This window comes from Streptomyces sp. WAC07094 (assembly GCF_036320405.1).
Lineage (GTDB): Bacteria > Actinomycetota > Actinomycetes > Streptomycetales > Streptomycetaceae > Streptomyces > Streptomyces lannensis.
Genome location: NZ_JAVMJZ010000002.1, coordinates 129,341 through 156,328, shown reverse-complemented (window position 1 = coordinate 156,328; position 26,988 = coordinate 129,341). Strand labels below are relative to the sequence as shown.

Sequence of the window (26,988 nt, the reverse complement as noted above, 5' to 3'; positions counted from 1 at the left end):
GACCGGGGCCCGTGGGGTGCGCTGGTGCCACGATCGGCTAGTGAGGTGGCGGACCGACCGGATGGTCGAGTCCTGGAATTAGGTCGCTGCGTGGCCCGCATGCGCTCGCAACCAGCGCAAACGCCGCTCCTCTGGGGAGGAAATGTTGATCTACTGCGGCATCGACTGGGCCGAGAGGACACACGACGTTGCCTTGGTCGACGACACCGGCCAGCTACTTGCGAAGCGACACATCACCGACGACGCGGCCGGCTACAGGAACCTGATGGTCCTGCTCGCCGAGTACGGCGACACGGAGGAGACCCCGATCCCGGTGGCGATCGAGACCTCCCGCGGTCTGCTGGTCGCGGTGCTGCGGGCAGGCAAGCGGAAGGTGTTCGCGATCAACCCGATGGCTGCCGCCCGCTACCGCGACCGGCACGCGGTCTCCCGCAAGAAGTCCGACCCCGGCGACGCCCTGGTCCTGGCAAACATCCTGCGCACGGATATGCATGCCCACCGACCGCTGCCGAACGACAGCGACCTGGCCCGCGCCATTGCCGTACTGGCCCGTGCTCAGCAGGACGCGGTCTGGAACCGGCAGCAGGTCGCCAACCAGCTCCGCTCGCTGCTGCGCGAGTACTACCCCGCCGCTCTGGAAGCCTTCGCCAAGTGGGACAACGGCTTCTGCCGACCGGAGGCCCGCGAGCTGATGAAGCTCGCGCCGACACCGGCCAAGGCCGCGAGCCTGACTCGCACCCAGATCACGGCGGCTCTCAAACGTGCGGGCCGCAAGCGCGGCATCGAGTCGGACGTCGAGCGGCTGCGCGAGGCAGTCCGCACCGACTGGGCCCGTCAGCCCGAGCTTGTCGACGACGCGCTCGGCAAGCAGACGCTCGCCCTACTCGGACAGCTCACGGCCGCCTTCACCGCCGCCGACGACCTTGCCCAGGCCGTCGAGGAGGCGTTCCCGCAGCACCCGGACTCCGAAATTATCCTCAGCTTTCCCGGCCTCGGTATCCAGCTTGCCGCCCGGGTGCTGGCCGAAATCGGAGACGACCGCACCCGCTTCGCCGACGCCCGCGGCCTGAAGGCCTACGCGGGCGCCTCACCGTCACCCGGGCCTCCGGCAAGAAGTACGCCCGGTGCCAAAGCCCACTACCGGCGGCGACGTGACGACCACGGAGACTGGCACGCCGCTGGCCAGCGCAATCTGTTCAACCGGATGCTAGGTCAGCTCCACCACTGCCTCAAGAACCGCCGCCTGTTCGATGAGCACACCGCGTTCCCGGCGCCGCAGGCCCCAGCACTGGCGGTGGCATACGTGGTCCCACCCACGAATCACTGCCCCCGGAGGCCGCTCCGCAGCGTGCTTGAATCACCGGATGATCGACTGGTCCACACTCCACGACGCCTACGGCCCGGCACACGCGATCCCCGGGCTCCTGGACCGAGCCATCGGTCGTGACCAGGAGGCCATCGACTCGCTTTGGGGGCGCTTGTGCCACCAGGGGACGATCACCCCGGCGAGCATCGCCGCACTGCCGCAGCTGGCGGACGTAGCCAAGACCGAGGACGCCGGGGACTGGGCGCTCGATCTGGCCGGAGCCATAGCGGGTGGCCTCCTTCAACCTCACGGCGCCGACGAAGAAGTCGCCCGCTGTGCGGCGACTTTGGCCGAGCTTCGCGCCATGGCCGCCGCCCGGCTGCGGTCTGGCCTGGACGGGAAGATCTACCTGAGCCGGCTGCGCACCATGCTCGCGTTCGACGGCCAGCCCTTGTGGTTCGAGGCCCTGGACGACTTCACCGATTCCTTCGTCACTGTCGCTTGTCCGCACTGCGACGCACCCGTGACGATCGCGGTCGGCGACTACGGTTGTTACTCCTCGATCCGGGACTGGAATCTGGGGGATGTCCACCAGGTCCCGCTCCGGCCGGCCGTCCCGGACGAGCTGACCAGCACCGGAAGGATGTTGCACGAGTCGGCCGTACGGGATGGCCAGCAACGACTCGCCTGGGGCCTGACGCACCTGTTCGGCCAAGCGGAATGCCCAGGATGCGGGAGCGTCTTCGGCATCGCAGACGAGTACGCGGCCGCCAACGCACCCGCCCCATGGGACTTCGCCCGAGGCCACATCAAGGACGCTCTCTGATGACCACCGGCCCCTCGGAATCGAACAGTGAGCTCATGCCCACTGTCCCGACTTGACGGCCTGGCGCCGTGAGGTGTCTGGATAGCCCCATTCACCGGTCTGGGCATGCGCGAGTTCAAGAAACTGATCACCATGCTCCACCGCGAGGGTGCCGACACGGTTCGCCGAGGCCGCCCGTGGAGCCTCTCGCTGGAGGACCGGGTTCTGCTGGTCGCGGCCTACTGGCGCACCAACCTCACGTTGCGACAGCTCGCGCCGCTGTTCGGGGTGTCCAAGTCCGCGGTCGGCAGAATCATCGAGCACACCGGCCCGCTCCTGGCTCTCAAACCCCGGCGTCGGTTCCGAAAGGACACTGTGCTGATCGTCGACGGCACCCTGGTCCCGACCCGTGACCACACCATCGCCGAGCGATCCAAGAACTACAGGTACTCCACCAACCACCAGGTGGTCATAGACGCCCACTCCCGGCTGGTCGTGGCGGTCGGCAAACCTCTGCCAGGCAACCGGAACGACTGCAAAGCATGGGAGGAATCCGGCGCCAAGGCTGCCGTCGGCCGCACGACCACGATCGCCGACGGCGGCTACCCGGGCACCGGCCTGGTCATTCCGCACCGACGCCCGAAGGGTGGAGAGCTCACCGACTGGCAGGCCGACCACAACCGCGAACACAAACAGGTCCGCGCCCGCGTCGAGCACGTCTTTGCCAGGATGAAGACCTGGAAGATCCTCCGCGACTGCCGCCTCAAGGGCGAGGGCGTCCACCACGCCATGCTCGGCGTTGCCCGCCTACACAACCTCGTCCAGGCTGCATGAGCCCGCGTGCTGCGGGTCGGCCGACCATGCCTCGAACCACTTGCAGATCAATTACGGGACAACCCTTAGGTAGCCTGTGCCCGAATTGCCGCGCGATGCTCGACTCCAGCGGCTACGCAGTTACAGCGTCAGGATTGCAGGTGTCACGTGATCCCCGGCCGTAAGCATCCTCAACGCAAAGCCTGATCGCGATCGCGTGGGACCCGAGAGGCTCTGAATTGCGTGGAGTTCGGTCAGGAGGCGGTGCACGTCGCCGGTGCCCTCGATGGACAGGCCTACCTCGGTACTCGCGGCGGTCCCATGGGTCTCCGCAGTCCCGTTCTGCCAGGGCGTGCGCTCGACGTGCACGTTGACGACCCGGAAGCCTTGAGCGGTAGAGCGTTCAAGGGCCCGGGGAAGTACACCGTGTGCCGACAGGTAGGCCAGGTTGAACCCTGGCGAACGCCCCTCGTACGGCCACGCGGGCAGTCGGAAAGCGTGTGAAGGGCAACGCGATCTTGCGAGTTCGAAGATCGTCGCCTCCGTCAGCGGTTCAGCGCACACGGTGTCGAAGGGGTTGCATGGTTCGAGGTGGGCATCCTTCTGCACGTCTCATCCATCGCCGTGTTGCGGGCGGGGCCTCGGCGAAGCGGACCGGATACAGTGCCCTGCCGGACCCGGGCAGGGACGGCGGTGACACGCTGCCGGAGTCGGCCTCTCGCTCACCTGCCTGCGCTGTGCGAGGCTGACGGTGGGGGGATGACGACATGAGGCATATACCTTTCTTCCGCTGGGTTCTGACGGTCGGTTTCATGCTCTTCGCGTGTTCGGCGGGGCTGTACGCGATCCAGTCGGATCCGGAAGTGCCCGCGACGCGTCAGATCGACTTGGCGGTGGTCGATGAGAAGGCTGACGGCACCTGCCGGGTCCGGTGGAGCGACCCGTACGAGAAGAAGACGCGGGAGGCGCAATACCACTGCGACGCCGGCCGGGACGACATCCTCAAGGCGCCGAACTACTCGGACAGCCGGGGCTACGGCTGGGAGTCCGGGTTCATGTTCACGGAAGGGACGGACCGGGGGGACCTGTACGACTTCGAGGCCTCCTCGGAAGAGCAGGACTTCACCACCTCGGACACCCTCCTGCTGCTGGGGGTACTGCTCATCCTGATCGGGCTGGTCGGCGGCAACCTCCGCGCCCTCCCCCGGGTCCTCGGCGTGGAGGCACGGCTCGTGCGCCGCGCGACCCGGCTGGCCGAGGCCGCAGGGTGGGCAGCCGAGGACTACGCGCGGGCGGTGGACGCGGTGCGGGACGCCGGACGCCACGGGTCGCTCGACGCGGCACCCGACCCCGAACTGGTCCGCTCCCTTTGGGTTCTGCGGGAGGCCGGGCCGCAGACACGCAGGGCGGCGGCGGACGCCCAGGACCTCGTGAACCGGATGCGCCCACTACTTGAGGAGGCGGCCCCCGCCGCCGGGCTGCGGAACAGGCTCCAGGCCGGGCCGACCGCCCGCGCCGACGCCGAGGCGGCGGTCACCGAGTTGCGCCGACTGCTGGCCGACGCCGAACGGCACGGCCTGCGGGAGCGGTTCGCGCAGGCATCGGTCGACCTGCTCCGGGGGCAGGACACCGACCGGGCCGCCCTCGCAGCCGGGACCGACTTCGAGCGGGACCCTGACGCCTACCGACGGCTCCTGGAGAGACTCGCGCCTCGCGAGGCCGCAACCGAGCCGGAGCCTCTCCGACGTCGCCGTCGGCGCCGCTGACCGCCCCGCGCGGAACTGGCCGCGTACGGACGGAAACTGAGGCACACGACGCGCTCGGACTCCGTCAAGGAGAGGCGCGGGCTATCGGGTGGCCGGGCTGCCGTCGGCGGCCGGCCCAGGCACGGCCGGCGCGTTGGTGAGCATGACCACGTCGGCGGCGGGGACATCACCAGGACCGAGGCCGGGAGACGAACGGCCGATCCGGGAGAGTCACCCGCCGGAACGGGGACGTCAGGAGACGAAGTACGTCGGGTTGGGCAGCTTGTACGTGCGATCGGCGTTGCCGCCGTCCAGGTCCGAGTACTGGTCGCCGAAGTTGGCGATGATGTCGTACCCGAGGTCGTGCTCGATGTGCCCGCGGGTGCCGGACTTGTACTGCACAGTCGTGCAGGTCCAGGTGGTCGGCGTGGCGCAGTCACTCAGGTAGGCGGGTGGGTTGGCCTTGTCCTTGAGGAACATGTGGGCGGTGTCGAGGTTGACGTCGGCGCCGACCTTCTTCAGGTTCTCCACCGCGCCCGCGCGCTGGGTTTCGCTGAGACCGGAGTTGTAGAACACCTCGACGCCCTTGGAGGCGGCATAACGGACAAGCTCGGGGCTTCCGAACACGGGCGGGCGGTCGGCGCGGTCCACGTAGTCGTTCCACGTGGTCGCGTTGTAGGTGTAGTTGTAGCGCTTCTCGTAGTCGAGGCTGAGAAGGAGCGTGTCGTCGATGTCGAAGACGACAGCCGGCTTCTTGCCGCGACGGTGGTCTTCGCGCGCCGCCTTGTCGATGTAGCTCTTGGCGGCGGCGTCGATCTTCGCCAGGTCCTTGGCGTACGGGCTGTCCGGGGATGCCTGGTACACGCCGGCAGCGTCGGTGGTGGTGCCGTAGTACGTGTCGATGTCCTTCACCAGGAGCCCGATGTTGTAGGGCTCCCGGGTCGAGTTCGCCGTCGACTGACCGGCGCCGGCCGCGCCGGCACCGTACAGCGCCGCACTGGCGAGGATGCAGGCAGCACCAACTGCTACCGCTTTGTGGGACTTCAGCATCGGATCTCCGGATGTGATACGCGGGAAGACAGGCATAGCCTTGTCTACGCGCATCACATCCGAAGCCGCATCGCTTGTTATTCGATCGAGATGAATTGTTCGCTGACGATCCACGATCCCTACCGGCCCCATTCACTCTACAGGGTTAGAGGAAGAGGGCTTTTGAGCGCCAACTCCCCTTTGTGCCGATCGAGACGGGGACTACGTCGCACCGCACCCGACCGGGGCGGCCCCGGCGCCTGCACAGTCGGGGTAGTAGGACGGGTCTGCGGCACGGCCGTGGTCCCAGCCGTGGATCCCCCAGGGCATCGCTCCTCCTGGCGGACGCCGACCTCGTGCCTCGGGAACTCCGCTTGACGGCTGATCGTCTTCCTGGACATGCCCCGTGTCCTCCTTTTTGGAATCGACCCGCGCGCAGTGCCCGGTATAGACGGAGATTCCCTTCGGGCGGCCTTCGATCACGAACTGTCCCGATTCCGCGAACACGCCATCGATGCGTCCATGACGCTGATCGAGCTGGATGAGTCGGCCCAGCCGGCGATCGTTGCAGAACTGTCCGAGCACAGCTGGGACGTCGTGTCGTCGGGGGCGGGATCCGCAAGCCGGAACCGCTTCTGCTGTTTTTCGAGCAAGTCGTGAATCTGGTCCGCCGTCACGCGCCGAAGGTGGCGATCGCGTTCAACACGAGTGGCGGCGACAGCAGCCAAGCGGTGGCTGTGAGCCAGAGCGTGTCCACGGCGTCTCCCCCAGGAGTTACTGTCGGCTAGATCCCCAGCTGGGGTGGGTTCCCCTACGTGGCCGGGGGCTCGGTGGTGCCCTTCGGCCGCTTGGTGGGTCGGTAGCTGAGGACCGTTCATGACGACCTGGTGGCTGGAGTTGATCAACCCGTCCAGGAACCGGCACGCCGGTCCTGGTGAGCACAGTCAGAGCGTCGTCCGCCGGGTTCAGTCATCCTCGGCATGCTCCGGTGGCCGGCGACGCGGCCGCATCGCCGCGGGCGCGGGTGCCGTCCGGCTGGAGCACGTGGACCCCGCACTGGAAGCGACCCTCCTTGCGCTTGATAGTGGTGCCCGCCGCGTTGGGGTGCCGCTTGAGCTGCTGGGCCATCAGGCGATCTCCTCCATCCGGCCATGGACGAAGTCCGAGACGGGGTCGGCGGGATGATGCGGCACTCATCAATCTTGGTTGAACTCCTGACTGCCCTGGAAAACGGACCGGGATGCGATGAGTTTCAGCACGGTCCCGGGTCTTCAGGTACATCCACCTTCCGCGCGCGAATCTGGAGGCACCTTGAAGCTCTTGCTTACGTCAGGCGGCGTCACGAACCCAAGCATCCACTCGGCGCTCGTGCAGCTTCTCGGCAAACCGATCGCCGAGTGCCACGCCCTCTGCGTCCCGACAGCACAGTGGGGTCACCCGATGTGCAGCCCGACATCGGTGCGGGGCCTCGTAGCCGCCGAGCCCACGTGGCAGCACCTGACCGGCCTGGGTTGGGCGTCGCTCGGTGTGCTCGAGCTCACCGCACTGCCCACCATCGGCGCGGAACGATGGGTGCCCTGGATCCGGGAGGCCGACGTGCTCTTGGTCGACGGCGGCGACGCGACGTACCTGTGCCACTGGATGCGGGAGTCCGGGCTGGCCGATCTGCTGCCTTCGCTGCCCGACACGGTGTGGGTGGGAGTGAGTGCCGGAAGCATGGTGATGACGCCCCGGATCGGAGCGTACTTCGTCGAGTGGCCGTCCGCGCCGGACGACCGCACTCTGGGACTCGTCGACTTCTCGATCTTCCCGCACCTGGACGCTTTCCCGCAGAACACCCTGGCTGACGCAAAGCGGTGGGCCGCAGACATCGGCGTCCCGGCCTACGCCATCGACGAACAGACGGCCATCAAGGTCGTCAACGACTCCGTCGAGGTGGTCTCCGAAGGGCAATGGACGAAGTTCGGGTCGTAGCCGCCCGGGATTCGTTACAGCAACCACAACAACCGGGCCCCCCAGTCATGCCCTCACAGAGCCGTCGCCCGACCGGTTTGGCCGTTACCGACCAATCCACATAGCGCTACGGATCAGAAGGTGCCAGTGAGGCGTTTTCAACCTCCAGTTGAGCTGGCGTGATGGAGGGTGAGTATTGCCTGGACGATGCCCGTGATGCGGGTGGTCGAGCAGCGAAGTTTGCGGACGAGCCGCCAGGTCTTAAGGGTGGCGATGGCTGGTTCGACGAGAGCGCGGATCTTGGCCTGGGATCGGTTCACGGCCTGCTGACCGGTTGATAGCGCCTCCCATCGGCCGCGGATCGGCATCCGGACTGTGCCGCTGGCGCCCTGGTAGCCCTTGTCCGCCCAGCAGGGGACGTGGGCCCGGTCGGGGGCCTCGATGATGCCGTGTTCGCGGGCTGCACGGATGTCGTGGACGGCCCCTTGCAGTGCGGGCGAGGCCCAATGGAGCCGACCGAACGGATCGGCGATGACCTGCACGTTCATGCCGTGCTTCTTGTGCTTGCCGGAGTAGTAGGGCAGATCGGCCGCGATCCGGTCGATCGGCAGAAGTGTCCCGTCGAGGAGGACCTACGCTTTCGCCGAGGCAACTCGGACAGCCTCGTCGAGGGTCGGGGCGAGTGCGGCCAGCAGGTCGACGGCCTCGCTGATGTAGCGGTAGACCGTACTTTTCCCGAACCTGCTGAGAGCTGGGCGTACGTGGTCCCGTTACGGAGATGAGCCAGCACCAGCAACGCTTGACGTCCGGTCGAGAGCCGGCGCCAGCGGCTCCCGATCCGACGACGGTATTCACGCAGACGAGCAGCGAGGAAAGACAGGGCCCGACTGGACACGTCCAGTCCGCACGGGTAGACAAGCACGTGAAGCCTCTGCTGGATACCGGGTCATCTTGGTCGTGCCCCCGTGTACCAGGGGCTTCACTCTTGTGTCGAACCAACCAGCGACCTGCCGCGGTAAGTTGGCAGAGCCCCAGTGCATGTGAAGCGCCGATAGCATGACGGCATGTCTTCCCCCACAGCCCGCCACTACGTGCTGACGACCCTGCTGGCCGGGGCACTAATCGCGTTCGGCTCCTACGCTCTTCAGCCCGTACGGGAAGCTTGCGAGCTTACCTCCGGACCGTATGGCTCCACCTTCAGCCCGAGCAGCGCCAAAGCCTCCGGCAACGGTCAGTGCGGCGAAGAACACACGCGCTTCATGACCTGGCTAAAGAGGTAGGCGAACCCAACGAGCCGCGACCGCGACGACTTCGGAATGTCGATGGACAGACGCTGAGTGAGCCAGTGGGTCTCCCCTGTGTGAATTCCTCGGCCGGACATCATCGCGGCCGGGCTGACACCAGGGATGCGAAGTCGCCACCTGGGCTGGCGAGTTTGCGCCATGATGCGGGGACGGGTCCGGGTGGACGGCACTTGCACGAACGGCCAGGAGGGGGCAGGCCATGGAGGAGCGGTTCGCGGTCGTGGCGAGCGCGGGGTCGTATCTGCAGGAGGAGGACGGTGAGACCGTCCGGCTGCCGCATCGGTGGACCCCCGGCGGGGTCGGGGTGCGGTCGGCGTTCACCGGTGGCCACGTGCTGAACCTGGCGGTGGCGGCGTGCGTGCTCAACGACCTCTACCGCGAGGCTGCGACCAGCGGGGTGGAACTGCATGGTGTCCGGGTGCGGGCTGAGGGCGGCTTCGATACCTCCCGTTGGGAGTCGACGGGTATCTCCTACGCCGTCGAGGTCGACTGCGACGCCCCGCAGACACTCATCGCGGCACTGATCGCAACCGTCGACGAGGTCGCCGAGATCCCCCGCGCTCTGCGTCAGGGTGCCGCGGTCACCCGCTCCGCCGACTGAAGGCACACGGCCAGCCCGGACACCCTGAAGGAGAGGCGGGGGCTATCGGGTGGCCGGGCTGTCGGCGGCGGCCGGTCGGGGCGCGCCCGGTGCGGTGAGCATGACCACGTCGGCGGCGGGCACTTCGCGGCCGTCGTCGTCGAGGAATCCCACATGGACGGGGCGGCTGGTGGAGCGCACCCGGCGCAGCGCGGAGGGGCCCGACGGGCGCGGGCGGTGCCGGTCGCCCCACTGCTGGAGCGCGGCCAGCACCACACGCAACTCGCGCCCGGCCTCGGTCAGGTGGTAGCTCTGGCGCGGCCTGCTGCCCGGCTCCTGGTAGGTCTGCGTGTCCAGCACGCCGGTCTCGACCAGCAGCTTGAGCCGGGCACTGAGCAGGTTGGAGGCGATACCCAGGGACGCGCGGATCTCGGCGAATTTGTGGCGGCCGGCGAAGATCTCCCGCAGCACCAGAAACGCCCAGCGCTCACCGAGGATCTGCAGGCTGCGCTCGATGGAGCAGGCCGGCTCCTCGTCCCCTGGACCCGACCACTGCCGTCCGGTCGACACCGCCCACCTCCACGCACGTCCGCCACCTGATGTCCGCGTCCCTCACGCGCCGCGACGACCGCACGAGTGACACCTCGAGTCCTCGAGTCTACCCCTTGAGTTTTCTCTTGCAACTCAGGTCGTCCGGTCCCGGCCCGGCGGCACCCATCCCGGCGGAGCAGGGCACTGGGGCACGGCCGCGGCACCGGCCGAACTCCCCAGCCGCAGAGTGCCGATACGGCCGCTGTGCCGAAGACAGGCGCCAGGAGGTTCCCGGCGGTGCCGGGGCGGTTCAGTCGTGGCTTGCCGCGCCGTAGCGCAATCCGTCGTAGAAGATCGCGGTGATGCGTACCGCGTCGTCCTGCCACCCCTGGGTGCGCATGTGGCAGATGCCGCCGAGTGCGCGGAGCAGGATCCGTCCGCTGACGCCGTCGCGGACGACACCGGCCTCCACTCCCGCGGCGAGCAGTTCGTCGAGGGCCTGAGCCATCTCGGTACGGGCGTCGTCGAAGACCGCGGAGTCCGTCGCCATGATGCTCTCCAGTGCTTCCCCCATGCCCTTGCCGACCGCCGAGTGCTCCACGAGCAGCAGCAGGAAGCGGCGCAGCGCCTCGTCCGGGGTGTGCTGAGCGAGCAGTTGCGCGGGGGCGGCGCAAAGTTCGGTGACCTCCTGCCGGTACACCTCCGCGACCAGCGCCTCGCGGGTGGCGAAGTGGCGATAGAGCGTACCGACCGCCACTTTGGCCCGCCGGGCGATCTCCTCCACGTGTGCGTCGGCGTCGCCGGTCAGGAACGCCTCGCGCGCAGCGGCCAGCAGCGCTTCGCGGTTTCGGCGGGCATCGGCGCGCAGGGGGCGTGACGACGGCAACAGTCCTCCATAAGGTGAGTCGGGTTCCGTTTATGTGTACAGTTTCCGGAGTCGGGTTCACTTTACTGAGAGGAGCACGCGCGTGACAGTCGTGGACGAGGGGCTCACCGGGCTGCGGGTGCTGGTGACCGGGGGTAGCCGTGGACTGGGAGAGGCGACGGCCCGCCGCTTCGCCGCGGCCGGCGCGACCGTACTGGTGGCCTCACGCACCGCGCCCCCGGGCGATCTGCCGGCCACATTCATCCCTGTGGACCTGCGGTCGGAGAAGGGGGCAGCGGACCTCGGCCGGCGGGTGCAGGAGAGCGTCGGGGGCATCGACGTCCTGGTCAACAACGCGGGAGCCTCAAGTGCTCCGGTACCGACCCTGCAGCGGTCCGATGCGTCCTGGCACGCGGACCTGGAGATGAACCTGCTCAGCGCCGTCCGCATCGACCGGGCACTGGTGCCCGGGATGATCGAGCGCGGCTTCGGCGTCGTGGTGCACGTCTCCTCGATCGCCAGCAGGCTCCCACAGCCTGCCGAAGCCTCGTACGCCGCGGCGAAGGCGGCACTCAACACCTACAGCCGCGAGTTGGCGACGGAGGTTGCGGGGCACGGCGTCCGCGTGGTGTGCGTACTGCCCGGCTTCGTCGCCACGCAGGGGGCGCTCACCCACCTTCAGCACATGGCCGACCGCAAGGGAGTCGCCCTCGACGAAGTGAAGCAGCAGATCGTGGACCACCTGAAGGTGCCGATGGGTCGTCCCGGTGAGCCCGAGGACGTCGCAGAAATGATCGCGTTCCTCGCCTCCGAGCGCGCCAAGTGGCTGACCGGGGCCGAGTTCCGGGTCGACGGCGGCATCATCCCCGTGGTGTGAGCCGCACCCACGCAAAAGACCCTCCGCAACGAAAGGCACGCACCGTGCACACCCGCCTCAGCGCACTCGTCGTGGACGCCGCCGACCTGGACAGCGAAAGCTCGTTCTGGCACCGGCTGCTCGGCGGCTCGATGACGAAAACGGTCACACACCACTTCCTGCACGTCGATGCCTTCCCCGTCATCGTGATCCAGCACGCCGCCGGCCACGTGCCACCGCAGTGGCCCAACGGCGTCTCGCAGCAGATGCATGTCGACCTCACCACGGACGATACGGCCGCCGCGGACGAGCGCGTGCTCGGCGCAGGCGGGCGACGGCTGCGGCCCGCGGACGACGCCAGCGCTTCTGCCCGCCACACAGGCTCCCGGGTGTATGCCAGTCCCGCCGGACACCCCTTCTGCATTCGCTCCACCTGACTCGCAAGGCGCCGCGGGGACCGCCGCCGGTCGCTCGTGCGGCACACGGATGGTGTCCTGCGGCCCCCGCGGCCTCGGCCCCTCGGCCCTCTGGGCTGCCTGACACGGTGTGAGGACTGGCGCACAGTCCCCGGAAATCCGTTTCGGGCGGAGGTGCGGTGCCCTCTAGGGTGGCGCCGTGGCCATGAACGTGATCGTGCTCAACGGAGGTTCCAGCTCGGGGAAGTCCGGGATCGCGCGGTGTCTGCAGGTGCTGCTGCCCGATCCGTGGCTCGCGCTGGGAACCGACACCCTGGTGGACGCGATGCCCGCATCGCTGCGCACGTCGGATACGGGGATCGAGTTCGCCGCGGACGGCGAGGTGAGCGTCGGGCCCCGGTTCCGGGCGCTGGAGGCGGCGTGGATCGAGGGCGTCGCCGCGATGGCCCGTGCCGGTGCCCGGATCATCGTCGACGAGGTCTTCCTCGGCCAGGCGGGCTCGCAGCAGCGCTGGCAGAAGGCACTGGGCGACCTGCAGGTGCTGTGGGTCGGCGTCCGCTGCGACGGCGCGGTGGCCGCGGGCCGCGAGATCGCGCGCGGCGACCGGGTCACCGGGATGGCCCTCTCCCAGGCGGATCTCGTCCACCACGGCGTGGTCTACGACCTGGAGGTGGACACCACGCACACCGAGTCGATGGAGTGCGCCCGGGCCATCGCCGTGCACGTCGGATAACCGACACCGACGGCCGGACGCCACTCCCCCGCCGCGCTCCGGTACACGCCGGCCGGTCCTGAAAACCGTCGTGGCGAAAGTCAGCGTGGGTTCAAATCCCCTTGTAGCGCTGGAGAACGGCGACGCTCTGGCCGGCAGAGCCGAACAGAAGGACGGAAGGACACGGAGGCATGCCGCAGGTCGTGCGGGATGGCGGCCGGCGCAGAGCGACGCGCGCCGGGGCGAGAGGCTTGCGGCACGCCTCCTTTCAATGCCGTGCAGTGCTCCTGCGGCCCGACTGGACCGCCGCGGACAGCTGGGTTGCTCGCTTCCTCGACCCAGGGGTAGGGCCTGACCGGTGAGCTGGTCGACGGCTGGGATGCAGTGAAAGCGGGCGGCGTGGACGACCGCGCGGCCCGTTTCACGCCGTGGTGGCCGATGCACGGATGGCGATGGCCGCGATGTCGTCGTCCAGACGGCCACGGCTGTAGTCGACCAGGTCCCTGTGCAACTGCTCGAGCAGCCGGGCCGGGGAGTCCACGTCCCACAGACCCGCATACTGCACCAGCGGAAAGACTGCGCCGGTGTGGCCGCGGGTCTCGGTGACTCCGTCTGTGTAGAGCAGTAGTTGATCCTCGGTGGTGAAGAGGACGGTGTCGATGCTGTAGTCCTCCCCGGACAGCAGTGCACCCATGTTGATGGGCGGTGAGGGCGCCGTCGGGGTGACCTCGCGGACCGCTCCCGCGTGGAACAGCAGCGGAGGGGGGTGTCCCAAGTTGACGATTTTCACGACCGATCCCTCGTCGGGGATCTCGGCGAGCAGGGCGGTGGCGAAGTATTCCATCTTGTCACCGGGCAGCAGCGTGGTGTACCGGCTCGTGCTCACGTCGAGCCGGCGCGCCAGCCGTGCCAGGTCCGGCTCGTCGTAGGCGGCTTCCCGGAAGCAGCCGACGATCGCTGAAGCCATGCCAACCGCAGGAAGGCCCTTGCCGCGCACGTCTCCGAGGATCAGGCGGACGCCGTGGGCTGTCTCCAGTGCTTCGTAGAAGTCGCCGCCGACGCGGGCCTGGGCCGCGGCGGCCAGGTACAGGGTCTCGAGGTCCAGCCGGCCGAGATGTTCCGGTACGGGTCGGAGCAGAACCTTCTGGGTCGTATCCGCGACGGCTCGGACGTCGGCGAGTGTCTGCTCCCGTTGCTGACGTACATGGCTGGCGTAGGCGGCCGTGGCGGTGACGCAAGCGATCACTGCGAGGGTGAACAGGTATGTGTGCTCCTCGGTCATCTGGCCGATGGTCACGGCGATCACCACGTCGATGGCCGCGGCGAGAACGCCGATGGCCACCGTTCTGGCCACCGGCCACACCGAGGCGGCGAAAGCGGGCGCGAGTGCGAGAAAGCGACTGAAGTAGAGGTTACTCGGAGTGACATAGGCCAGCACGGTGATGATGGCGGTCAGCGCTAGCGGTGCGATGAGCACCAAGTCCTCCCGGAGGCTGCCCGCACGCCGGAATCGAAAGGAATAGTTCACTTAAGTAGAGTATGAGATTAATTGTGTTATTGAGTTCATTTGCCACCAGCATCCTGGGATGATCCTCCGTTAACGGAGCGATGTGAAAGTACGTCATCGATTCGAACGCAGGATGGGATTTCGTCATGTGCCGCTTCCGGATGACCTCGCCCAGGCGCAGCAAAGTGGAGCGCTGCCTACGACCTGTGTGTGACCTGTGCTGCTGAGCTTGAATGGGTGATGTCGGTTTGGTGCAGCTCGCGCTTCGCCTTCGATTGGGACAGTGGTCGGGTGGGTGCCGCTGTTGTGTCGCGTATCCGGTGGCCACCGGGCGTCGGCATTGTCAGAGTTCCCTGCGTGCTGATTGAAACTGATGTGGTCGGACTCCTGCGCCTGCTGGACACCGCGGGCGTGACGGCATGGGTGGATGGCGGCTGGGGTGTGGACGCTCTGGTCGGTGAGACGACCCGAGTCCACTCTGATCTCGACCTGGTCGTCCTGCTGAACGAACTCCCCGTGGTACGCGCGACGCTGGCCAAGGCCGGGTTCAAGGAAATCCTGCGAGACCGGCTTCCCACCGCGCCGGCCGTCGCGGACGGAGCCGGCAGGGAGATCGACCTGCATCCCATCACTGGGACGCGCTGTGAGGGGGGATATCAACTTCTCCCCGACGGTGAGCGGTTCCACTATCCGGCGCCGACAACCGGGACCATCGGCGGACACGAGATCTGGTGCGTTGACGCCGTTACCCAGGTGCAGTGCCACGTCGATTACGAGGCCACCGAAAAGGACCGCCGTGACATGGCGCGCTTGCATGCCGGCACGGGAGTCGCACTCCCCGAGGAGTACACGGTCCTGCCGCCTGCACATTGAGCTGTTTGAGCCGTCGTCTCACCGCACGCGCTACTTGGGCGAGGTCGGCGGCGGCGAGGTTGCCGATGTCGCGCTTGACCAGCGACCAGACGCTTCGGCTGCGTTCAGGTCCGGGGCGTAAGCGGGCACGATGCCCACAACAGAACGGCCAAGGGCCCCTGCAGCTCGGCGCGGAAATCCTCGGTGGCCGCGCATTCATCCGGGCGGCTTCGGCCCCGCCACCGCGTGGACATCGCCGCCCGAGCGCGATGCAGCAGGCGGGACTCAGCCGGTCGTCACGTCGGTGAAGTGCTCGACTACCGGGGTTCCGGCCAGGTAGGGCCCAAGAGCTTGCCCGAACTTCACGAAGCGGTCGCTGTCACGGAAGTTCTCGAGGTGGGCCTGCTCGGATTCCCACTCGTTCACATTGACGAACCGCAAAGGGTTCTCGGTGCTTTGATGCAGCTTCACGCTGAGACATCCGGGCGTCGTCGCGAGGAGTTCGTAACCGGTCTCCCTGAAGGCCGCGGCGAACGCTGCATCCTGACCCGCCTGGACGTCGATGATGACGATTTCGGTAACCATGGAAGGATCTTTGCAGACCCGGTGGCCTGCCGCGCCAACGGCCGGTGAGCCGCACGGTGACGCACCGGTGATGCCCCGCTGACGTACCAGGCCACGCGGGCCGGCGTTGACGGCCGATCGCCAACGGCTTTCCTCACCCGCTGCCCCGCAATGGCCGTCTCCGTCGGCCCGTGCCGGAGCGGGCCCACCGACAGGGCGCAGCAGGCCGGTGGGGACGTCCCAACCACACGGTCATGACGAAAGGGCGTGCCGCAATGACAACCGCCGCCGCCGGACTGCGGGGGCCCCTCCCGCCCATGCCCGAACGCACCCCCAAGACGCTCCGCGCCGCCATCGAACAGCACACCCCTAAGCTCCTGCCCGACTTCGACCGCAACCGGAACCAGAAGATCGCCGAAACCTACGAGCTGTCCCGCTGCCTGCCTTCATGACCCGGTGGTGGGCCGAATTCGCACTCGCCCGGGATCCTCAACTGAAGGCCCGGGTGCACCGCCTGGAAGACGAGGCAGCCGAGGCCACGGACAACGCACACGCCATGAGCCTGGTGGAAGAGGCGGGACGACTGCACCGCGAGGCGAGCAAGGCGCAGCCCGGTCAGTGACGACGACGCAGTCGCCAGTGACAGCCGAATTCATGGGCCCTCCTTGGCAAGCCGACGGGACGAAAGAAGTCGAGTACAAGGGAAACGCCCCCGCCGGAGCCCATATCCCCAGCTGGCCACCGGCTACCTGCCAGGGCTGATCGGTGGCAGGCTGGTTTGGGTGCCGCCGCTCGCCCCGGATGAGGCCGCCCTGCGGGAGCAGTCCACCGGCCGACGTTCCGGAATGCCGCGGGACCGGTTGTCAGGCAGCAGACGGCTTTCGTCTCGACCGGTACGCCTTCATGAGAGCGCATGACCACACGAGGGCCACCGCCTCGTCGGGCGACGGCCCAGGCGAGCGGCCTGGTTCGAGGCCCATGGAGGCTCACCGGTAGCCTGCGGCACCATGATGCGCGCGTGGATCCTGCCGATTCTGCTGGTGCTCTGCGGCTTGGTCGCCGCGACGGGGCTGGTCTCCGGTGGGGACCCCGCACCCGCCGCAGTACTGCTGCTGGTGTTCGTGCTGCTCGCAGGTGTGAACTCGCCTCTGGTCTTCCCGAAATCGATCGGTGCGCTGGAGGCGCAGCAGCGCAGCACGGTCGACGGCCGGCCGGTCGTCTTCTGGCGGCCGGGCTGCACGTACTGTCTGCGCCTGCGTATCCGGTTGGGTCGCGACGCCCGCCGGTTGTACTGGGTCAATATCTGGCGTGACCCGGCTGGAGCGGCCGCGGTGCGGAAGGCCAACAACGGCGATGAGACCGTGCCCACCGTCATCGTGGACGGCCATCCCTACACCAATCCCGAACCTGCATGGGTGCGCGAACAGATCTCCCCCTCCGCATGAGGAGGAGCCGGTTTCTCGTGGACGCCGTCCGCACCCTCTCGTCCGGGCCCGCCGCCTCAGACGCAAGCGGCGGCTTCGGGCTCGTGCGAGGTTGCGTTCGACACCTTGTCGTTCCCGTGTCGCCGCGAAGCTGAGCGGGGTCGGTCCGGGGCCCGGGGTGGGGGGCGAGGTATGGAGCGGCGTAGACCGTCACGCGAACGCCGAACGCGGTGTACTGCTTGCGGCAATGCGTCCTAATAAGGGGGCTTGAAGGGTCCAGAGGGAATCGTTCGAGCGCGACCGACCGCGGCGCGGCAGATACGCCGACGCGGCCACCTTGGGGAAGCTGTCCGGACTGCTGCTGTTCGCGCCGGTCGAGGTGGTCCGGGCCGTGCTGCCGGAGATGATCGAGCGCGGTGACGGCGCCGTCCTGCTCACCTACGGCTCCTCGGCGGTGCAGCCGATGCCTCACTTCAGCGGCGTGGGCCCGGTGGTGTCCGCCGCCCGCAATTACCTGTACTTCCTCAACACTGAACTGGCGGACACCGGTGTTTATCCCGGCACTCTCGCCATCGGGGCCGGTATCGCCCGCAGCGAGCCGGCCCGAGCGGCCCGGGCCGACGCCCGCGCCGCATTCCCGATGGTAGATCCGGACGACCTCGCCGGGTGCTACTGGGACATGTACACCCGGCGTGACCGCGTCGAGCAGCTCTACCGCGGGGCGCCTGCCCCGCAGACCGACGCCGCGTGACTGCGCAACGGGCATGGGTGCCGGGAGGGGGCGCCGAGCTGCCGGCCACTCGCCGACTGCCGGGCGGCGCGGATCGGTTCGAACAGCTCGTCGTAGTCTGGCAGGGACCGGGGCGCGCGGACCATGGAGCGGCCTGCCCAGTCGGTGCGGAAGGAACGCTTGGCCTCGCGCCGGCATGCCTCTCGTTCGCCGCTGTTTGTCGACGATGTCACGCACGTGGACACTGACGCGCGATCCGGCGTCGTCCGGGGCCGGCTTGCCCTCCGCGGTGCGGCCGCCGCCATGCATGCCCGGCGAGGAACGCGTCGGCCGCGCTTGCGTCCCAGGCCGCTCTCATCGCCCCCCCACGGGGAACGACCTACCGTGAGGGGGCCGACCGCCAGTCGGGGAGGTCCTCGAAGTGCACGTCGTAGCGGCGCTGCTCAGGCAGGAGTGAGGCGAATTCCGCCTCGCCACGGCTGATGGCGGCCAGCTGTTCGAAGTAGCCGAACCGTTCGATGCCAGGGCTGAGCACGACGACCACGTCGGCCACTTCGCCCTCTGCCGCCCCGAAGACGTGCGGCAGGCCGGGCGGTACGACGACGAGGCCGCCCTTTCCCACCGTGGTCAGAGTGTCGCCGAGACGGAACAACATCGTCCCGTCCAGCACGTAGAAGAGCTCGTGGGAGAGCTTGTGGTGGTGCGGGGGCGCCCCGTCGGCGCCGGTTGCGAGGGTGAGCCTGCTGGCGCTGACCGCACCCCCGTCGGCGAGCAGCTCGAACGCGCCGTCCTTGAGCGACGCCCCGGCCGCCTCACCGGGTTGCACCACCAGCGCCGTGCGCATGGCCTCCATAGTGACTCCTTCGATCGTGTCGCCCGGTGGTCGGTGCGCGTGACCGGAGCGGACGATCCGCGAAGGACGTCACCGGGTCCGCGCCTGCTGTACATGTACAGTTGCGGGCTACAGCAACTGTACATGTACAGTCGAGGAGTGCCAGACTGTCGGTATGGCAGCGCCGAAGACATCGCCCCTCGACGCCGACGTCCCCGGAGCGCGGTCTCCCGATGCGACGCGTGCGCGGGACGGCGAGGCGTCACGCGCCACGATCCTGAGCGCTGCCCGTGCCGCCTTCGACGACAAGGGCTACGCCCAGACGTCGCTACGCGAGATCGCCAGGAACGCAGGGGTCAAGCCCTCACTGGTCGTGCACTTCTACGGCTCGAAGGCGGGCCTGCTGGCCGCGACAGTCGAATGGCCCTTCGACCCCGACACGGTGGTGCGCGAGGTCCTCGCCATGGGCCCCGACCACATCGGCGAGCGTCTGGCCGACGTGTTCCTTGAGACCTGGGAGCAGGACGGTCGGCCCAACACGGCTCTCACCCTGCTGCACGCGGCATGCGAGCGTCCGGAAGCGGCCACGCTCATGCGGGAGCTGTTCACCACGTGCGTGGTGGCTCCGATCGTCAGGGCCATCACCCCCGAGCGGGCCGAGCTTCGGGCCTCTTTGGTGGCCAGCCACTTGCTGGGCCTGCACGTGGGGCGCTACCTGCTGGAGTTCGACGCGATCGCCGGGGCGGATGCCGACCTACTGAAGCAGGCGCTGGCGTCCACCATCCAGCACATGTGCACCGGCCCGCTCTGGTAGGCGAACCCCCGCGCCCGCGCAATCGCAATCAGCCGGCGCGGTGCGACGGCACCCCTGCGGCGATCTGTGCGCCGTCGGGAAAGTCCGTCGAACGTGAGAGTTCCTCCCAGGCTGTCAGGTCCTCCTCGACGGCCGCGCGCCCGGCCCGCACCAGCCGTAGCGCGTCCGAGCCCAGCACCAGGTGGGCGGGCGGGTCGGGCAGCTCGAGGACGCTGAGCACCGCCGCGGCGGCCTTGGCGGGGTCGCCGAGCTGCCGGCCGCTCGCCGACCGCCGGGCGGCGCGGATCGGTTCGAACAGCTCGTCGTAGTCGGGAAGAGACCGGGGCGCGCGGACCATGGAGCGGCCGGACCAATCGGTGCGGAAGGAGCCGGGCTCGATCGCGGTCACATGGATCCCGAAGCCGGCGACTTCCTTGCCGACGGCCTCCAGCAACCCCTCCACCGCGTACTTGCTGGCGCAGTAGGCGGAAACGCCCGGGAAGGAGGCGAGGCCGCCCATCGAACTGACAGCCAGGACGTGTCCGCGGCGCCGGGCCCGCATGTAGGGCAGGACCGCCTGCACGGTGGCGGCCGTGCCGAAGACGTTGACCTCGAACTGGGCCCGGAGGTCGGCGAGCGGGGTCTCCTCGAATACGCCTTCGAGCCCGTAGCCGGCGTTGGCGATGAGCACGTCGATCGCGCCCACGCTCTCCTCGACGTCGCGCACGGCCTCAACGACCGCGCGGCCGTCGGTGACGTCGAGGAGGCGGGCGTGGGCGCGTCCCGGCGCGAGCGCCTCGAAGGCGGCGCCGTCCTCGGGGCGCCGGACGGTCCCGGCCACCGTGTGGCCGGCCTCCAGAGCGCCCAGGGCGAAGGCACGGCCGAGGCCGCTGCTGACACCGGTGATGAGGAAGGTCCTGTGAATGGGGTCCGTCATGGCGGGGCTGCTCCTGGGTCGGGAAAGCAGGGACATCTCCGAGTCTACACAGTGCAGTTTTTTTTCAACGTGACGTTGATTTTCTAGGGGAGCGGGTAGGCTCGGGTGGTCCGCGCCGGCACGGCCCCGCGGGGTGAGGAGAGCGAAATCGCATGGGCAGGCGGAGCGAGACGCCACGCAAGGGCGATCTGCGCGAGCAGGCGCTCCTGGACACCGCGGAAGAGCTGCTGGCGCGCACGGGACTGGAGCGGATGACCGTCGAGGACATCGCGAAGGGTGCCGGCATCTCGCGCGGCTCGCTCTACTTCTACTTCGGCTCCAAGCAGGACGTCCTCGCCGCCCTTGTGGCCCGCACGATGGTCGCCATCCGCGAGGACGCCGCCCGCGCGGCAAAGGACACCGACACGCCCCCGGACCGGGCCGTCGAACGCGCCCTGCAGCACACCGAGCGGATGTGGCGCGAGCACGGCACGGTGATGCGCGCGGCCGTGGAGAACGCGGCCCTCAACGAGGCCGTCAAACGATCCTGGGAGGAGACGGTGGAGGCCTTCGCCGAGGCCATGCGGCACGTCCTCGTGCGCGCCGGGCTGCCCGACGGCGACGGCCCCACCGACGCCGGCGCCCTCGCCCGTGCGCTGTGCTGGATGACGGAACGCGTCTACTACCGCGCCCACGGCGACGACGGCGACACCCTCGACAGCGCCACCCGGACACTGCGAGAGGTCTGGCTCCGGGTCATCACGCCACAACAGCCTCAACAACAGCCCTGAGGAACAGGGCCGCAGGCCATGACGCCCGGCGCCCCCTCACGTGGCCGGCGCCTGACGCATGGCCGCACCCGGGCGGCCGCTCGAGGCCGGCGGCCTCCCTACGTGGTGGCCGCAGCGCGGCGCCGGCGCCAGAAACGGCCCAGCGCCCACGCCGTACTCAGCGCGGCTCCGGCCCAGACGATGACCGCCGCCACGTTCGCGGGCCGAGTGTCGATCAGGCCCACGCCGGGCGGCATCACCACCATCTGCACCGCAGCCCCGACCGGGACGACCAGGGCGGCGAACAGCCCGGTCAGGCCCGGCCGCCTGACGAGCGCTCCGACCGCACCGAGGACCAGTCCCAAGGGCACCCCCACGACCAGCCACACGACCATGTCGGTGCCCGCATCCCACACGTAGGCGTCCACGACGTAGTACGACACGGTCGCGGCCGCCAGCGCCGCCATCGCGCCCACCGCAGCTCGGGCCGGTGTCGCCACCGCCCATCCGACTACGACCGCCAGCGCCGCCCACGACCACCCGGCATCGAGGAGAAGACTGACCACCGTGCCCGCCCTGGCAGCGGCGCTTCCCGCGACACGGGCCCGATCGGCCCATAGGGCGAGGACAAGGCGTTGGCGAGCGAGGTCAGCGATCCGAACACCAAGCCGACTACGACCGCCCCCGTGATCTTCATCCGGGCAGCCTAGCCACGACACGTCCCGCTGAATCTCTATTCTCCGGGAATGCTGGACAGCCGCTCGCCGCGGCCGGCCCGGACAGGGATCCTTCGGCGGGCATACCACCCGACCGGCCGACCTGACGTGCCGTCGGCTTCCGGGCCCGGAAGTCTAGACTCCGTCAGCAGCCACCCGCACTTCGCCCGCCCCTTTCCATCCGGCACGGGTAGGGGGCCCCATGCGCGACGGAGGAGGCGCCATGCTGCACCGCTCCGGCAGGACGTCCTGGAGACGCTTCGGCGCCATCCTCGTCCCGTCCCTCGCCGCCGCAGCGGCCCTGGGCATCGGCATGGCCCAAGGAGCACTCGCCGCATCGTTCCTCATCTCCGGCCAACGCTTCCAACTCTCCGCCGACATCCTCAGCGGCCGGGGCGTGAGCATCTACCCCATGGTCGACGTGACCCGCAAAGGCGCCCTCGTACCGGTCGTGGTCCTCGGATTCCGCCACGCGCAAATCAACAGATTGTGCCTGTCGGTCGTCATCCCCATCCCCGTCCTGGGCCCCTACACCCTGGTGGTGACCGGCGGCACCGGACGCCCCGTGGAGGCGGCAAACCTGTTCATCGACGCCACCTCCGTCGCAGCCGCCCAGGCCAACACCAACAACATCGACATCGGCGTCGCCGCCGGCGCCGTCACCAAAGGACCGATCAACCCCAAAGACAGAAACTCGCGCTGGTTCGACCCCAACGTCTTCGCCCAACAGGCGCAGTCGGTCGTCCTCAAAAACGTACGCGTGATCTCAGTCGCAACCTCCGCCGGAACCCTCAACGTCCCCAACTTCCGCATGCGCGTCGAACAAGGCAACAACCCCTGCTTCTGACCCCCCACGAACACCCCTCCCCCACACCCCCGTCTCCACTTTCGCGGCCCCCCGGCGGGCCCGCGGCGCGAGCGCACCAGACGCGAGCGCACCCTCTGACCCACACCCGCCCGCCCTCCTCTTCTTGCTTCCGTCCCCACCCCAGGGAGAGACGTGTTCCTGGATCCGATGTCCGACCCGCGCCCGGCACGGCGCACCACCACCGCCGTGGCCGGCCTGTGGCGCAAATTCCGGACCTGGCGGAGCGAACGGCCCTTCTGGGCCGGGGCCTTCACCATGACAGCGGGACTGCCCATCATCTACTTCCCCTACACGGACCTGGATCTGCAAGGCATCGTGCTGGCCCTGTCGACCACGTCCGGCGCGGGATCCCTCATCATCGGGGTCCTCCTCGTCGTCCTGGGCCTGACGTTGTGGTTCCAGCAGCAGCACCGCGTCTTCGCCGGGATCGCAGCGCTGCTGCTCTCCCTGACCTCCTTCCCCCTCGCCAACTTCGGCGGCCTGTTCCTGGGACTGACATGCGGCCTGGTCGGCGGCTCCCTGGCCTGCGCCTGGATGCCCGCACCCGACCCGCCCACAGCAGAGCAGGACCGCCAGGACCTCGAGGACCGGGAGAACCGGCAGGACCCGGACGGCTGGGCAAGCTTGGAGCAATGGGCGGGCCTGGAGGACCGGCCGGACCGGGACGAGCGGGGCGAGCCGGGTGAGCGAGAAGGGAAGGAGGGCCCGGGCGAACAGGGTGAGCAGGAAGGGAAGGACGAACAGGAACGGAAGGAGGGCGTGGAAGAGCGGGAGAACCGGGACTCGCGAGGAGAGCGTGAGGACCGGGAAGGCCGGGGTGCGCGGGCGGATCTGGAGGAGACGGTGGAACTCGAGCGGATCTCTGCCGCCGACCCGCCGCCCCCGGCCCCGGCGCAGCCGCACGACGGACCGCACTGAGCCGGGCCGCCCGGCCGTCACGGGACGGGGGCGCTACCCAGCCGCAGTTCGCCGGTATCGACGTGCCCGAGGCCGACGGTGCCCTGCGTCCGGTCTTGGAGGCGCTGGCCGACTACCTGACCGAAGCCGACCCCTCGTCCCTTCCCTTGGTGCAGACCGCGTTGCAGGTCAGCGACGCATTCCTGGCCGGCGCCGGTTCTGGGGCCGCCGCGGCCCCTGCCTGGGCCCGGCTCCTGGCCGACCGGCAGGACGTGCCGCCCTTCGCCTCAGTGCCGCAGCGCCTTCGTCGACCAGCTACGTCCCGGACGGCGTCTGACGAACCGGGACCGGCATACGGCCCAGTTGAGAAAGACTGACGTTCACTGATGTGCCACACAACAGTTGTTAACCCCCTCCGCGACCCACGATCAAGCCGTGGCGTTCTGACGCGGCATCACCACCGGCCGGGCCCCCCCGGACACCGCATGGCCCCGGGGCCCCCTCGGAGGAGCGGCGGGGTCGGCGGCCGGTTCAGGTGGGCTGCGGCCAGGAGCGCAGCAGGGCGGCGATCCGTGCGGCGGTGCAGCCGGGGTCACGCATCATCTCGCGCAGGGCGACGGCATCCTCGCGGGTGGGCTTGACCGGGATACCGGAGGCCTCCAGGTACATCACCCCGGTGGCCGCGGCAACGGCCAGGTTGGAGCGCTCCAGCCAGCGGCAGCGGCCCAGGACGTGCACCAGGGCGGCGGCGCGGGCGTAGGGGCCGTCGTAGACGGGCTGCTCGAGCAGTTCGGCCCGGTGGCAGGCGACCGCGGCGATGGGTACTCCGTAGTCGTCGGGCGAGGGATCGCCTGCCCCGGCCAATTCGGCAACCTGCAGGATCCAGGGGACGTCGATGTACAGGTCCATTACGCGGCGTGCGCTCCCGGGGCGGGACGATCGGCGGTTTCGGCTTCGTCGAAGACGCCCTGGTGCTCGGCGAGGAAGCGCTCCGCTGCATCCAGCCCGCGCCGCCGCAGGCCTTCGGTGTCCTCGCGTACGAGGACCGCGATGTAGTCGCCGAGGCTCAGACCACGGTCCCTGGCTCGTGCTTCGGCCAGTTGCTTGATCTCGTCATCAACGCGTGCACCGAGTTGTGTCTTCTGTGTCTTCGCCACCCCCCGATGGTAACAGCTGTTACCAATCGGGGGGCGCTCCGCAGCGGACTTCACCGGCAAGCCGCCGGGCCGGGCTCTGTCCGCGGCCGGCCCGGCAGCGTCGCGGCGGGGTTTCGTGGGCGAGTGGCAGGCCGCGGACGACGGCCCGCCCCGCGTCTTGTGCCCTCTCCCCCGTTGCCCGGGCCGGTCGTCAGACCGGATGGGGCAGTCCGAGCGCACGGCCGCCTGGCCGGTATCCGCTCCGCGGTGCTCTGTGGCCGTCGTGTGGTCCTCCCGCGCAGGACACCCCTTCTTGCGGGCCGACCCCCTGGCTCCAGAGCACCACGGCTGATGCTGCCTCCTGCCTCGAGATGGTCAGCCGCCACTGGCCGTTTTCATCTCCTGTCGGGCACTTTCGGCTGCTCGGACGGCCTCGGGCGATATCAGTCGGCGGGTTTGCCGAACCAGCGGCACAGGTGGTTGTCGAGGTCCTGCTGATCGTCGCCGATCCAGGCGACGTGGCCGTCGGGCCGGAGCAGGACGCCCGGAGCATCCAGTGCCGCGGTGGGGTCCGCGAGGTGATCGACCCGGTCCGAGAAGCCGCCGGGACTCAGGTGGCCGGTGCGGTCCAGGAGCAGGCCGCGACCGCGGTGCAGCAGATCGTAGAGGCGGCCCTGTTTCACGTCGATGTCGCGCAGGCGCCGGCCGAGCAGGTCGGGGCCTTCACCGAAGTCGTAGCGGACGCCGATCGCGGTGATCTTCTCGATCAGATGGCGGTTCACCTCGTCGAAGTCCATCAGTTCGGTGAGCAGCCTGCGCACGGCCTGGGGGCCCGGTTCGGTGGAGTGGAGTTCCTCCTGGGCGCGGGTGTTGTCCAGCACGTCCTGGGCGACCGGACGGCGTTCGGCGTGGTAGGTGTCCAGCAGGGTGTCCGGCGCCCAGCCGCGGATCTGCGCGGCCAGTTTCCAGCCGAGGTTGAAGGCGTCCTGGACGCCCAGGTTGACGCCCTGTCCGCCGGTGGGTGGATGGATGTGTGCCGCATCGCCTGCCAGCAGCACCCGCCCGACCCGGTACCGTTCGGCCAGCCGGGTGGCGTCCCCGAAGCGGGACAGCCAGCGCGGGGAGTGCACGCCGAAATCGGTTCCGGCGACGGCGCGCAACTGTTGCCTGAAATCTTCCAGGGTGGGTGGTTGTGCGCGGTCGCCGACGTTCGCGGCGGGGACGACGACGCTGTATACGCCAGTGCCGACGGGCCTGAGCCACAATCGCCTGTTCCTCTTGCCGATTTCGCTCATTTTGGCGGCGATCTCCTCGGGCGGCACACCCACTTCCATCTCGCCCATCAGCGTATGGCTCCGTGAGGGCTCGCCTGGGAAGCCGACGCCGAGGAGTTTGCGCACCGTACTGCGCGCCCCGTCACAGCCGACGAGGTAGCGCGAACGCAGTTGTTCGCCGTTGGCCAGCTCGACACTCACCCCCTCGTCGTCCTGCCGGACACCGGCCACCGCGCAACCGCGCCGGACCTGCGCACCCTGGTGGATGGCGTGTTCCTCGAGCAGGCGGACGAGGACCGGCTGCGGGATGCCCAGCAGATAGGCGTGCGCGGAATCCAGGTTCTTGGGCGCGGGTTTGTTGATGGCGGCGAAGAATCCGCCGGCCGGACGCTGTCGTCCGTGTGCGCGCAGACGGTCCAGCAGTCCGCGCATCGCCATCAGCTCGAGACTGCGTATGTGCAGCCCGACGATGCGGACGAACGGTGCGGGCTCGGTTTCCTTCTCCACGACGAGTACCCGCACTTCGTGCAGCCGCAGTTCGGCGGCCAGCATCGCGCCGGTCGGCCCGCACCCGGCGATGATCACATCGAAGATGAGCGGCGCACGATCGGCGCCGGACGCCGGCGCCGGGACAGCGCCGGGGACGTCGCCCACCGGGATGGCGCCCGCCGGGGTGTCGCCGACGGGGATGGCGTGTTCGGCCGTGTCGTTCGACGACGGCTCGGGGGTGAACTGCACAGAGTCCATGGGTGTTGCCTTTCGGGAGTGCCCTGTTGTCCAGGCGCTCCCGGCGA

The 26,988-nt window shown here is 68.9% G+C and carries 30 protein-coding genes and 3 pseudogenes; 19 read left to right on the top strand and 14 right to left on the bottom strand.

Translation table 11 applies throughout. The features are described 5' to 3' along the window. Window positions 1-142: 142 nt before the first annotated feature. The 4 genes and pseudogenes from RCR19_RS38855 to RCR19_RS38840 form a co-directional block, all read left to right on the top strand. Window positions 143-1,288 (top strand): annotated as a pseudogene (locus RCR19_RS38855) (IS110 family transposase); the annotation flags it as partial. A gap of 76 nt (window positions 1,289-1,364) precedes the next feature. Further along, the gene (locus tag RCR19_RS38850) at window positions 1,365-2,132 is read left to right on the top strand and encodes a hypothetical protein (RefSeq protein WP_331269808.1); all 768 of its coding nucleotides are present in this window, start codon (window positions 1,365-1,367) and stop codon (window positions 2,130-2,132) included. A 105-nt stretch (window positions 2,133-2,237) separates the two neighbouring features. Beyond that, on the top strand, window positions 2,238-2,945 hold the full coding sequence (locus tag RCR19_RS38845; RefSeq protein ID WP_331269807.1) for a transposase: 708 nt from the start codon (window positions 2,238-2,240) through the stop codon (window positions 2,943-2,945). 746 nt (window positions 2,946-3,691) lie between these two features. Beyond that, window positions 3,692-4,690, top strand: a complete 999-nt coding sequence (locus tag RCR19_RS38840) for a hypothetical protein (RefSeq protein ID WP_331269806.1) — start codon at window positions 3,692-3,694, stop codon at window positions 4,688-4,690. Window positions 4,691-4,921: 231 nt separating this feature from the next. On the opposite strand, the gene RCR19_RS38835 is transcribed toward RCR19_RS38840, so the two are convergent. Then, a complete protein-coding gene (locus RCR19_RS38835) occupies window positions 4,922-5,719 on the bottom strand; it encodes an HAD family acid phosphatase (protein ID WP_331269805.1) in 798 nt (265 codons plus the stop codon). 501 nt (window positions 5,720-6,220) lie between these two features. Here RCR19_RS38835 and RCR19_RS38830 point away from each other — a divergent pair. Beyond that, complete coding sequence (locus RCR19_RS38830; RefSeq protein ID WP_331269804.1) at window positions 6,221-6,358, top strand: hypothetical protein; 138 nt, start codon at window positions 6,221-6,223, stop codon at window positions 6,356-6,358. A gap of 309 nt (window positions 6,359-6,667) precedes the next feature. Here RCR19_RS38830 and RCR19_RS38825 read toward each other — a convergent pair whose 3' ends face one another. Beyond that, complete coding sequence (locus RCR19_RS38825; protein WP_331269914.1) at window positions 6,668-6,826, bottom strand: hypothetical protein; 159 nt, start codon at window positions 6,824-6,826, stop codon at window positions 6,668-6,670. Between the two features lie 183 nt (window positions 6,827-7,009). Between RCR19_RS38825 and RCR19_RS38820 the strand changes: the two genes are divergently transcribed. Further along, on the top strand, window positions 7,010-7,672 hold the full coding sequence (locus RCR19_RS38820) for a Type 1 glutamine amidotransferase-like domain-containing protein (protein WP_331269803.1): 663 nt from the start codon (window positions 7,010-7,012) through the stop codon (window positions 7,670-7,672). A 137-nt stretch (window positions 7,673-7,809) separates the two neighbouring features. Here the strand turns inward: RCR19_RS38820 and RCR19_RS38815 are convergent. Beyond that, window positions 7,810-8,573: pseudogene (locus RCR19_RS38815) on the bottom strand (transposase family protein). Window positions 8,574-9,154: 581 nt separating this feature from the next. Here RCR19_RS38815 and RCR19_RS38810 point away from each other — a divergent pair. Then, window positions 9,155-9,556, top strand: coding sequence for an OsmC family protein (locus RCR19_RS38810; protein ID WP_331269802.1), 402 nt, complete (start codon window positions 9,155-9,157; stop codon window positions 9,554-9,556). 42 nt (window positions 9,557-9,598) lie between these two features. Here RCR19_RS38810 and RCR19_RS38805 read toward each other — a convergent pair whose 3' ends face one another. Together RCR19_RS38805 and RCR19_RS38800 are read right to left on the bottom strand one after the other, a co-directional pair. After that, complete coding sequence (locus tag RCR19_RS38805; protein ID WP_331269801.1) at window positions 9,599-10,105, bottom strand: helix-turn-helix domain-containing protein; 507 nt, start codon at window positions 10,103-10,105, stop codon at window positions 9,599-9,601. Between the two features lie 271 nt (window positions 10,106-10,376). After that, the gene (locus RCR19_RS38800) at window positions 10,377-10,952 is read right to left on the bottom strand and encodes a TetR/AcrR family transcriptional regulator (protein ID WP_331269800.1); all 576 of its coding nucleotides are present in this window, start codon (window positions 10,950-10,952) and stop codon (window positions 10,377-10,379) included. Window positions 10,953-11,034: 82 nt separating this feature from the next. Here RCR19_RS38800 and RCR19_RS38795 point away from each other — a divergent pair, with 82 nt between their 5' ends. From RCR19_RS38795 to cpt, 3 genes are all read left to right on the top strand, one after another. Beyond that, window positions 11,035-11,808 (top strand): oxidoreductase, encoded by a 774-nt coding sequence (locus tag RCR19_RS38795; RefSeq protein ID WP_331269799.1) that lies wholly within the window; start codon window positions 11,035-11,037, stop codon window positions 11,806-11,808. A 71-nt stretch (window positions 11,809-11,879) separates the two neighbouring features. Further along, the gene (locus tag RCR19_RS38790; protein WP_331269798.1) at window positions 11,880-12,224 is read left to right on the top strand and encodes a VOC family protein; all 345 of its coding nucleotides are present in this window, start codon (window positions 11,880-11,882) and stop codon (window positions 12,222-12,224) included. A gap of 184 nt (window positions 12,225-12,408) precedes the next feature. After that, entirely contained in the window at window positions 12,409-12,936 is a 528-nt protein-coding gene (cpt, locus tag RCR19_RS38785; protein WP_331269902.1) for a chloramphenicol phosphotransferase CPT, read from the top strand. Between the two features lie 400 nt (window positions 12,937-13,336). Here the strand turns inward: cpt and RCR19_RS38780 are convergent, their stop codons facing one another. Further along, complete coding sequence (locus RCR19_RS38780) at window positions 13,337-14,443, bottom strand: PP2C family protein-serine/threonine phosphatase (RefSeq protein ID WP_331269797.1); 1,107 nt, start codon at window positions 14,441-14,443, stop codon at window positions 13,337-13,339. A 336-nt stretch (window positions 14,444-14,779) separates the two neighbouring features. Between RCR19_RS38780 and RCR19_RS38775 the strand changes: the two genes are divergently transcribed. Continuing rightward, a complete protein-coding gene (locus tag RCR19_RS38775) occupies window positions 14,780-15,295 on the top strand; it encodes an amino acid transporter (protein ID WP_331269796.1) in 516 nt (171 codons plus the stop codon). Between the two features lie 264 nt (window positions 15,296-15,559). Here RCR19_RS38775 and RCR19_RS38770 read toward each other — a convergent pair whose 3' ends face one another. After that, window positions 15,560-15,859, bottom strand: coding sequence for an antibiotic biosynthesis monooxygenase (locus RCR19_RS38770; protein ID WP_331269795.1), 300 nt, complete (start codon window positions 15,857-15,859; stop codon window positions 15,560-15,562). Window positions 15,860-16,113: 254 nt separating this feature from the next. Here RCR19_RS38770 and RCR19_RS38765 point away from each other — a divergent pair, with 254 nt between their 5' ends. The 4 genes from RCR19_RS38765 to RCR19_RS38750 all read left to right on the top strand — a co-directional run bounded on the left by RCR19_RS38765 (window position 16,114) and on the right by RCR19_RS38750 (window position 18,013). Beyond that, window positions 16,114-16,290: a hypothetical protein gene (locus tag RCR19_RS38765; RefSeq protein WP_331269794.1), complete on the top strand. Its 177-nt coding sequence runs from the start codon at window positions 16,114-16,116 to the stop codon at window positions 16,288-16,290. After that, window positions 16,287-16,460: a hypothetical protein gene (locus RCR19_RS38760; RefSeq protein ID WP_331269793.1), complete on the top strand. Its 174-nt coding sequence runs from the start codon at window positions 16,287-16,289 to the stop codon at window positions 16,458-16,460. The genes RCR19_RS38765 and RCR19_RS38760 overlap by 4 nt, the downstream gene beginning before the upstream one ends. 385 nt (window positions 16,461-16,845) lie before the next feature. Continuing rightward, a complete protein-coding gene (locus RCR19_RS38755; protein ID WP_331269792.1) occupies window positions 16,846-17,283 on the top strand; it encodes a glutaredoxin domain-containing protein in 438 nt (145 codons plus the stop codon). A gap of 316 nt (window positions 17,284-17,599) precedes the next feature. Further along, window positions 17,600-18,013 (top strand): hypothetical protein, encoded by a 414-nt coding sequence (locus RCR19_RS38750; protein WP_331269791.1) that lies wholly within the window; start codon window positions 17,600-17,602, stop codon window positions 18,011-18,013. A gap of 20 nt (window positions 18,014-18,033) precedes the next feature. On the opposite strand, the pseudogene RCR19_RS38745 reads toward RCR19_RS38750, so the two are convergent. Both RCR19_RS38745 and RCR19_RS38740 read right to left on the bottom strand, forming a co-directional pair. Further along, a pseudogene (locus RCR19_RS38745) lies at window positions 18,034-18,168 on the bottom strand (short-chain dehydrogenase/reductase); the annotation flags it as partial. A 203-nt stretch (window positions 18,169-18,371) separates the two neighbouring features. After that, window positions 18,372-18,845, bottom strand: coding sequence for a cupin domain-containing protein (locus tag RCR19_RS38740; protein ID WP_331269790.1), 474 nt, complete (start codon window positions 18,843-18,845; stop codon window positions 18,372-18,374). Between the two features lie 154 nt (window positions 18,846-18,999). On the opposite strand from RCR19_RS38740, the gene RCR19_RS38735 reads away from it, so the two are divergent. After that, complete coding sequence (locus RCR19_RS38735) at window positions 19,000-19,638, top strand: TetR family transcriptional regulator (protein ID WP_331269789.1); 639 nt, start codon at window positions 19,000-19,002, stop codon at window positions 19,636-19,638. A gap of 28 nt (window positions 19,639-19,666) precedes the next feature. On the opposite strand, the gene RCR19_RS38730 is transcribed toward RCR19_RS38735, so the two are convergent. Further along, the gene (locus RCR19_RS38730) at window positions 19,667-20,554 is read right to left on the bottom strand and encodes an oxidoreductase (RefSeq protein WP_331269788.1); all 888 of its coding nucleotides are present in this window, start codon (window positions 20,552-20,554) and stop codon (window positions 19,667-19,669) included. A 152-nt stretch (window positions 20,555-20,706) separates the two neighbouring features. Here RCR19_RS38730 and RCR19_RS38725 point away from each other — a divergent pair, with 152 nt between their 5' ends. Continuing rightward, window positions 20,707-21,324 (top strand): TetR/AcrR family transcriptional regulator, encoded by a 618-nt coding sequence (locus RCR19_RS38725; protein WP_331269787.1) that lies wholly within the window; start codon window positions 20,707-20,709, stop codon window positions 21,322-21,324. 98 nt (window positions 21,325-21,422) lie between these two features. On the opposite strand, the gene RCR19_RS38720 is transcribed toward RCR19_RS38725, so the two are convergent. Then, the gene (locus RCR19_RS38720; RefSeq protein ID WP_331269786.1) at window positions 21,423-21,869 is read right to left on the bottom strand and encodes a hypothetical protein; all 447 of its coding nucleotides are present in this window, start codon (window positions 21,867-21,869) and stop codon (window positions 21,423-21,425) included. A 373-nt stretch (window positions 21,870-22,242) separates the two neighbouring features. Between RCR19_RS38720 and RCR19_RS38715 the strand changes: the two genes are divergently transcribed. Both RCR19_RS38715 and RCR19_RS38710 read left to right on the top strand, forming a co-directional pair. Next, a complete protein-coding gene (locus RCR19_RS38715) occupies window positions 22,243-22,866 on the top strand; it encodes a DUF6230 family protein (protein ID WP_331269785.1) in 624 nt (207 codons plus the stop codon). A gap of 153 nt (window positions 22,867-23,019) precedes the next feature. After that, a complete protein-coding gene (locus tag RCR19_RS38710; protein ID WP_331269784.1) occupies window positions 23,020-23,805 on the top strand; it encodes a DUF6114 domain-containing protein in 786 nt (261 codons plus the stop codon). Between the two features lie 510 nt (window positions 23,806-24,315). Here the strand turns inward: RCR19_RS38710 and RCR19_RS38705 are convergent. From RCR19_RS38705 to rox, 3 genes are all read right to left on the bottom strand, one after another. After that, entirely contained in the window at window positions 24,316-24,693 is a 378-nt protein-coding gene (locus tag RCR19_RS38705) for a fic family toxin-antitoxin system, toxin component (RefSeq protein ID WP_331269783.1), read from the bottom strand. Then, window positions 24,693-24,941 (bottom strand): hypothetical protein, encoded by a 249-nt coding sequence (locus RCR19_RS38700; RefSeq protein WP_331269782.1) that lies wholly within the window; start codon window positions 24,939-24,941, stop codon window positions 24,693-24,695. Before RCR19_RS38700 ends, RCR19_RS38705 begins: the two co-directional genes overlap by 1 nt. A gap of 422 nt (window positions 24,942-25,363) precedes the next feature. Continuing rightward, entirely contained in the window at window positions 25,364-26,941 is a 1,578-nt protein-coding gene (gene rox, locus RCR19_RS38695; protein ID WP_331269781.1) for a rifampin monooxygenase, read from the bottom strand. Between the last annotated feature and the right edge of the window lie 47 nt (window positions 26,942-26,988).